Source organism: Bacillus sp. JJ1566 (genome assembly GCF_036962685.1).
In the GTDB taxonomy this organism is placed as follows: domain Bacteria; phylum Bacillota; class Bacilli; order Bacillales; family Bacillaceae_L; genus Ferdinandcohnia.
This window is the reverse complement of sequence record NZ_JBALOP010000006.1, coordinates 1,831-9,819: the sequence shown is the minus strand read 5'-3', so window position 1 is coordinate 9,819 and position 7,989 is coordinate 1,831. Positions and strand designations below refer to the sequence as shown.

At 40.1% G+C, this 7,989-nt stretch carries 3 protein-coding genes and 1 pseudogene; 2 read left to right on the top strand and 2 right to left on the bottom strand.

Annotated elements, in window-relative coordinates:
- Nucleotides 1-161, top strand: a pseudogene (locus V7112_RS23790) (glucosaminidase domain-containing protein); the annotation flags it as partial.
- Nucleotides 162-387: 226 nt separating this feature from the next.
- On the opposite strand, the gene V7112_RS03995 reads toward V7112_RS23790, so the two are convergent.
- Nucleotides 388-2,160 carry a S8 family serine peptidase gene (locus V7112_RS03995; protein ID WP_335415786.1) on the bottom strand — a complete coding sequence of 591 codons (1,773 nt, stop codon included), beginning with the start codon at nt 2,158-2,160 and terminating at the stop codon, nt 388-390.
- Between the two features lie 173 nt (nt 2,161-2,333).
- Entirely contained in the window at nt 2,334-4,199 is a 1,866-nt protein-coding gene (locus V7112_RS03990) for a hypothetical protein (RefSeq protein ID WP_335415783.1), read from the bottom strand.
- 234 nt (nt 4,200-4,433) lie between these two features.
- Between V7112_RS03990 and V7112_RS03985 the strand changes: the two genes are divergently transcribed.
- Nucleotides 4,434-7,989, top strand: a 3,556-nt coding sequence (locus tag V7112_RS03985) for an Ig-like domain-containing protein (RefSeq protein ID WP_335415780.1), incomplete at its 3' end; no start/stop codon positions are given.

Genomic DNA, 7,989 nt, shown 5'->3' with positions numbered 1-7,989 from the left:
ACGGTAAAACGTGGTACTTACTGAAGTCAAGTGGTGCAATGGCAACAGGATGGGTATATACAGGTGGTAAGTGGTACTATCTATACTCTAGCGGAGCAATGGCTTTTAACACAACAATCGATGGCTATAAGCTAGGCTCAAATGGAGCATGGATCCAATAAAACCGTGATGAACACACAAAAGCTTCCCGAGGAGAAAACCTCTCGGGAAGCTTTTTTTTGCCGTAAACTCGACAAACCTCTGGTGAAGGCAGTAATTTAAGAGCTTTCTTCAAAAAATCTCAATTGGCAACCAGTAGTTTCATGGGCTCCCTCAACAAACTAAGGCTTACTTGCAGTGACAATCCTCAACTGGGACAAGGGACCTGTCCCTCTGTCCCACGTCCGCCTACTGAATCCATACTCCATTGTACCCAAGGCGATAGACCCCGACACTTGTGTTGCTTGCCATTTTTCCGCTTGGATAAAAGTAATACCAGCTACCATTTATCTGTTTCCAGCCGGATACCATCGCGCCAGTTGAATTCATAAAATACCAATTGTTTTGGATCAGTACCCAACCGGTCACCATCAGGCCATTGTTGTCTAAGTAATACCAGGTATTATCGAGATCTTGGAACCATCCAATTTTCATGGCTCCATTTTTAGCAAGGAAATACCAGCCGCCGTTATTAAATAGCCAACCAGTTTTCATGGACCCATTATTAGATAAAAAGTACCATGCCTTGTTATCAAATACCCAGCCAGTTTTCATCGCTCCATTTGAACCTAAATAATACCATCTGTTATTATCAAGGACCCATCCGGTTTCCATGGCTCCACTCTTAGTAAGGAAATACCAGCTTCCATCATCGTAAAGCCAACCAGTTTTCATCGCACCATCGCCTGATAAAAAGTACCAAGTCCCATGATCGTACAGCCAGCCGGTCACCATTGCGCCTGTTTGATCAAAATAATACCAACGTTCCTCTTCGGCCAGCCAGCCTTTCACGAATTCGCCCGTTGAATCTCCATAGAACCAAGAGCCATTGTCATATTGCCACCCGGTTTGGAAAATAGGTTCTTCCGGCTTCTCGTTTATTTTTTCTTCGAGAGGAGCTTGGACCAATCCATACCCATAAAAAGAATCCTTACCAGGTGTTCCAAGGTCAATTGCAGATTGGTGAAGCCGCTCGCGAAGACTTGTTTGAGAAAGGGTAGGGTATGCATTTTTCATGAGAGCCAATATTCCAGTTACATATGGGGTAGCCATAGAAGTGCCATTTAACCTTGCATAGTCATTATTTAAATATGTGCTGGTGATTCCAACCCCAGGTGCTGTAACCTCTACATTCAATCCACTTGCGGAAAAGGACCCACGTTGAAAGCTTGAATCAACAGCTGAAACTGCAATGACCGATTGATACCGAGCAGGATATTCAACGGTATCACTACTACCATCAGGTGTACCGTTGTTACCTGCAGCAGCAACAACCAAGATTCCATTTTTATAGGCCGTGTCGACTGCTGTTTTTAATAAAAAAGAATGCTCTGTTGTCGATAGGCTCATATTAATAATGTCTATCTTATTTTGAATCGACCAATCGATTCCGGCTACAATATCTGATACATATCCTTCGCCATTATTATCAAGTACTTTTACAGCATATAGGGATGCGTCTGGTGCGACACCAACAGTACCAAGATTATTATTTTTTGCCCCGATGATTCCTGCAACATGTGTCCCATGACCGTTATCATCATAAAAAGAAGTGGTGTAGTGGACAAACGCTTGACCACCTGCAATTTCTAAATCAGGATGACTCGCTATTCCAGTATCTAGGACTGCAATTTTTACACCCCTACCTGTAAACGATGAATTCCAGGACTTTGGAATGTCTAGCGCATTGATACCCCAATCCTGAAATTGGCCTTGGTTTGCCACGAGTGTATCTTCTTCAACAGCAACAACCCCTCTGCTTTCTTTCAGGTGTGGAATTGAGCTTGAAGGAACTTCTGCAGACAAAGCATGGAGCTGACCATATAGATGTGTAATTTTTCCATTTGCCTGTTGGACGATTGAAACGTCAATCTTATCCTCAAATACAATCAAAACTTTTTCTATGGTTTGATTCGCAAAAGCGGGAGGAGAAAATGAAAGAAGTAAAATTGAAACTAACATAAAAAAGGGCATCAATTTCTTCAGTGTAACAAACCTCCTTTTTCAAGGTTTATGAGATTACTATATAAAAAATACTAGCAAATCTCCAATGGAAAATAAAAGAAGTTTCATAGGATAAAAGAATGTAAAAAGGTTATGTGGAAGCTGTATCCACATAACCTTTATCTTCTATTTTATGCTACCCAATAACCATAGTACCAGTTAAAGTAATACCATGTACCGCTAATGAGTACCCATCCAAATTGCTGAGCACCACTGCCATTGTAGTAGTACCAATTTCCGTTAGAGTAATTATAGCGCCAGCCTGTGTGCATGGAACCATCTGTATTAAAGAAATAATAGTTTCCAGCAATTACTTGGTATCCTGTAATCATATCACCATAGTATCTGTCAAAATAATACCATTTGCCACCTGTCCATTTCCAACCAGTCGCTAGAGTACCATTTGAATTTGTATAATACCAATAATACCCGTCATAGACCCAACCACTTGTTGTTGCCATTGCGCCGTTACTATGGAAGTAATAGAGTGTATTTGAAACTTTATGACTACCTGTAGCCATTGCACCGTTGTAGTACGAATCAAAATAATACCATTTGCCACCTATCCATCTCCAACCAGTTGCTAGAGTACCATTTGCATTTGTATAGTACCAGTCATAGCCATCATATTGCCAGCCTGTTGAAGATGCCATTTTACCATTGCTATGGAAATAGTAAAGAGTGCCGCCTACATAGGTAGGGAAGTCCACCATCTCTGAATATTCATCAAAGTAATACCAAGCGCCGCCATCATATAACCAAGAATTAGTCTTCAAAGCGCCACTACCTGATGCATAGTACCAATAATATCCGTCTTTGAACCAGCCAGTTTTCATAGCACCACTGGAGTAATCCATGAAATAATTTACGCCATTAACCTCAATTTGCCCGGTTATCATCCTACCGTAGTCGAGATAATACCATCTATAACCACTTTGTAACCAACCAGAAATGCTTTTTGTACCGAGGTTGTCTAAATAATACCATTCACCGTAATAGTCGTCGAACACCCAACCAGATCCGACTTCGCCTGATGGTTTAAAGTAATGGTCCGTCCATTGGTTGGTTGTTTCATTATAGATCGAATTCCAACCAGTTACCATTTGGCCAGAGTAAAAAGAATCGAAGTAATATTTTTTACCACCGATTGTTTGCCAGTCAAATAACTGTTTACCATTGCTGTTATAATAATACCAGGCTCCACCATGTTGTACCCAACCCGTTTTCATTGAGCCGTCTGTGTTAAAGAAATACGATTCATCAAGTCCGGTTGTTTCATTATATATTGTATATCGACCTGTTACTCGAGTTCCATAACTATCCCAATATCCTCTTTCAAAATAATACGTTTTACCATCAAGAGTTAGCCAATCGCCTTGGGCTTTCCCGTCATTATTAGGATTGAAATAATACCAATACCCTTGGATTTGAATCCAGCCTGTTTGCAGATAACCTTCATCGCTGTGGAAGAAGTATCCATCATAAAGTCCTGTTACATCATTATAAAAATCATAGAATCCTGATAATCGACCATAATTCTCATCGATGTAATACTTCTTTCCATCGAGAGTTAGCCATCCAGTTAATTTGTTACCATTCTCATCATAGTAAAACCAATATCCATCTTCTTGTTGCCAGCCAGCTGCAGGAACTTCAGATTGTACGACATTTTGGTTAACCTCTTGAACCTTTTCAGTTTCATTAGGCGTAGTTGAATTTTCCTCAGTCGGTGTATCTTCTGTTTCTGTTTCATCAGCAGTTGCCGGTTCTTCAGTCGGCGTATCTTCCGTTGCTGATTCATTACCGGTTTCCGGTTCTTCAGCAGGTGTTTTTTCTGTGTCTGTTGCAGGACTTTCATCTGATGATTGCTCAACAGAAATGTCCGAGGAACTGTTCAATGTTGCATCGCTTGGGTCTGATGACGCATTCGTTTCAGCAAACCCAACCGCAGGTACTAAAAACATTGTAAAAAATATTGATAGTAACAGCTTTTTCATGTATTGACCCCCTATTTGTTATATATTGGAATGATATCAAATTAGGATAATAGTAGCAATAAAAATGCTAGTTTTTAAACTTATAAAAAATTGAGGTTTCATAAGTGACCGTCTTCAATATCCCTTTTTATTCATATATTCATAGAATTGTTGGTATATCTACAGTATAATTCTGGTAAAATATTAACCATAAACAAATAGTTCTTTTTTACTAGAAATATAGGGGGGAAGATTTTGCGCAAAATAATTTCTATACTAATCGTGCTGCAAATGTTGGGGATACCAATAATGGCGCAAGCAGCAAAGGTAAATGAGGGAACTCCTCAAACAAAAATCAGTTTAAGTGGAACCGAATTAAAAAAGGAAGCACCAAAAAAATCACAAGAATCAAAAGCTGATATTTATGATCCAGCTTCATATCCTTTAGTGGAAAAAGGGAGAATCGCGACAACTTTATATGATGATTTCGGTACCTCCCATAGACTCTACTATTCGGATATTACGGAGGTGTATCCGAATAATTTAGAAATTCTTTTTTATTATAATTCAGGCAGTGCGTATACAAAGGATTCTATTTTAACATTTGAGCTTTTTTATGAAGAGGGCCACACATTAAAATTTTATGGAAGCGTGTATTATGATACAGCTGGATATACGGATGCTTTTTTATATACTGAGATTGATAAAAATTTGTATATGAATCAACCGTTTATTTACTTACGCGTTGGAACGTCAGCTACTGTTGAGGATCAATATTATTCTAGTGTTTCAACTTTTAAAATAATGAATCCATTTTATGCAGGGGACAATTCAACGACTGATGATACTTATGCGCTGATTAGCAATGAATCAATCAGCGAATATACGGAACCAACAGGGATGTTTCAATTTGATACCCAAACGAAGAATAGTACGATTGATCCGAATCTAGATCAGTCATCGTACATCATGGATGCAGATTTGCCATTTGATATTCCAAAGATAACTGGAAATCCAATAGAGAAAAATAAATTTTATACGGCTCAGACTTACATTGTCGGTGATTCGAGAGCATTTTGGGTAACCGATTTAGGAACCAATCAGGATTATCAAATCCAAGCCAAATTAGCCTATAGTGGTTCAAAGTCGAATGTGTGGGTATACAATAATCAAATAACAAACTCGGCAGCTGCCCAGCTAGGAACTGAATTTGATGAGAATATTTATGGGACTGTGACGAGCCACTTTGCCCAAGAATCAGATGTCGATGGAAATGGAAAGGTTCATATTTTAGTATTTGATATCAAAGATGGCTATAACGGAAATGGCGGATATGTTTCTGGGTATTTTTATGGTAGGGATTTATATAGTACATACTATTTCCCTCAATCCAATCAGTCTGAGATTTTTTATATTGATACCTATCCATCAATGGGAGCGGTTGGTGCCCCACTTGATGTCACAAGGTCGTATGGAACCTTGGCACATGAGTTTCAACATATGGTTAGCTTTAATCAAAATGTATTAGTCGAGGGTAGGGGCGATCTGCCGTCATGGATAGATGAAGGCTTAGCCGAGGCGGCACACCAAGTTTATCGAGGTGTTGGCCTTTCAGGGCGTCTAGATTATTATAATCGTTCAAACTCGATTCAAAATGGTCATTCCCTGCTTTATTGGGGGGACAATAATGATTCGTTATCAAACTATTCATTATCCTATTTATTTATGCAGTATCTAAAAATACAAACCAATCAGGGAGATCGTCTTTTTAAAGAGATTCTTTTTGATGAAAATAATAATTATCGTGCAATTGAAAATGTAGCGAAAAAGTACATAGATCCAAATATGACGTTTGGCGAGTTAATGACCAACTTCAGATTAGCGTTATTGTTAAAGGAACCAACAGGCCTTTACGGGTTTAAAGGGGATCCATTCTTTGATCAACTAAAAGAGAAAATCTATACGGGTGGTCCTACTTATTTACGGGGCGGTGCTGCCGTTGTAAAGACTGTGGATTCAGAGAATGGGTTACAAATTCCATCTGATAAAGGACCTAATATAACCTATACCTTTGTTGAAAAAAATCAAGCTGAGCCTGGAGATACCCAAGCACCTGATAGTCCTTATGTTAGTTGGGTCTCAAATACGGATTCTAAAATTGTGGGAGTAACCGAGCCAAATACAAAGGTTTTTGCAATGGTAGGGTCAAGCGAAATCGGGCGAACTATGAGTGATCAAATTGGGGATTTTACAATTCAGATTCCGCTGCAGCCAGCGGGTACAGTTATCGATGTATATGCAGAGGATGCGAGTGGTAATGTAAGTGAACCAGCAACAATCCATGTCATTGATGTAGTACCGCCACAGGCGCCAAGCGTAAACCAGGTGTTTGTACAGGATACCTTTGTAACAGGACAAACGGAACCAGGGGTGACGATTGAAGTTTCGATTTACCAGGAGGTCATTGGATCAGGCAAGGCCAGCGAGGATGGATCCTTTTTAGTAGAAATTCCGGCACAGCCTATAGGAACTCCATTATACGTTACGGCTATTGATGACTATGGAAATATAAGCTATGCAACTTTAGTGATTGTAAAAGATAGTACTGTACCAAATCCACCGATCGTGAATGAGGTTACTGACCAAGATACAGTTATCACTGGACATGCAGAACCAAATTCTAAGATTACTGTAAAAACAAATGGTATTTTATTAACAAATGGAACGGCTGATACTAACGGAAGTTTCAGTATTCCGATTCCAACCATTATTGCTGGAACAACGATTACCGTTACAGCAACGGATAAGGCGGGAAATGAAAGTAATCCAACGACGATCATCGTCAAGGATGTGACGCCTCCGGAAAAGCCGATTGTAAATGATGTTACCGATAAAGATAGCTTCATCTCTGGACAAGCGGAAGGTGGAGCGAGTATTGAAGTTAAGGTAAATGGTGCTGTCATTGGAAATGATGTAAGTAATACGTATGGACTATTTTCTTTCCCAATCCAAGTACAGCAGGCAGGTACTACCTTAACAGTTACTGCAATAGATGCATCAGGAAATGTAAGTGAAGCAACAACGGTGGTTGTAAAGGATGCAACAGCCCCAACAAAGCCTGTTGTTAATGAAGTAACCGAACAAGACACGGCAGTAACAGGAAAGGCTGAAGTAGGTGCAACGATCGAGGTTAAAGCGGGCGGTAAGCTTCTTGGAAGTGGAGAAGCAAAGGCAGACGGAACATTTAGTATAACGATTCCAAAGCAAGTAGCTGGAACGAACTTAACCATAACCGCAACAGATGCTTCAGGTAATAGAAGTGAAAATGCGACAATCACCGTAAAACAAGTGAAAAAATTTGGCTGGTCCTATGAAAACAACAAGTGGTACTTCTACGATTTAACGACAGGAGACTTAAAGAAAGGCTGGCTACATGACGGAGGCACTTGGTACTATTTCAATCATCAAGGAATCATGCAAACCGGATGGGTTCAAGACGGTGCCGTTTGGTATTACTTTACGAGCTCAGGCGCGATGAAGACTGGCTGGTCACAAATTGGCTCTACCTGGTACTACTTTGCCGGCTCAGGTGCGATGAAGACTGGCTGGGTATATGATGGTGGAAGCTGGTATTATATGAAAGCCAGTGGTGCGATGTCGGCTGGTTGGGTTCAAGTAGGCTCCAGTTGGTACTATTTTGCAAAATCAGGCGTAATGAAGACTGGCTGGGTTTATGATGGACGAAGCTGGTATTATATGAAATCCAGTGGTGCGATGTCAACTGGTTGGGCGAAAGTAGGCTCCAGTTGGT

Coding starts and splice junctions, on each gene's coding strand:
- V7112_RS03995 (WP_335415786.1), bottom strand. CDS start 2,160: ATGTTAGTTTCAATTTTACTTCTTTCATTTTCTCCTCCCGCTTTTGCG.
- V7112_RS03990 (WP_335415783.1), bottom strand. CDS start 4,199: ATGAAAAAGCTGTTACTATCAATATTTTTTACAATGTTTTTAGTACCT.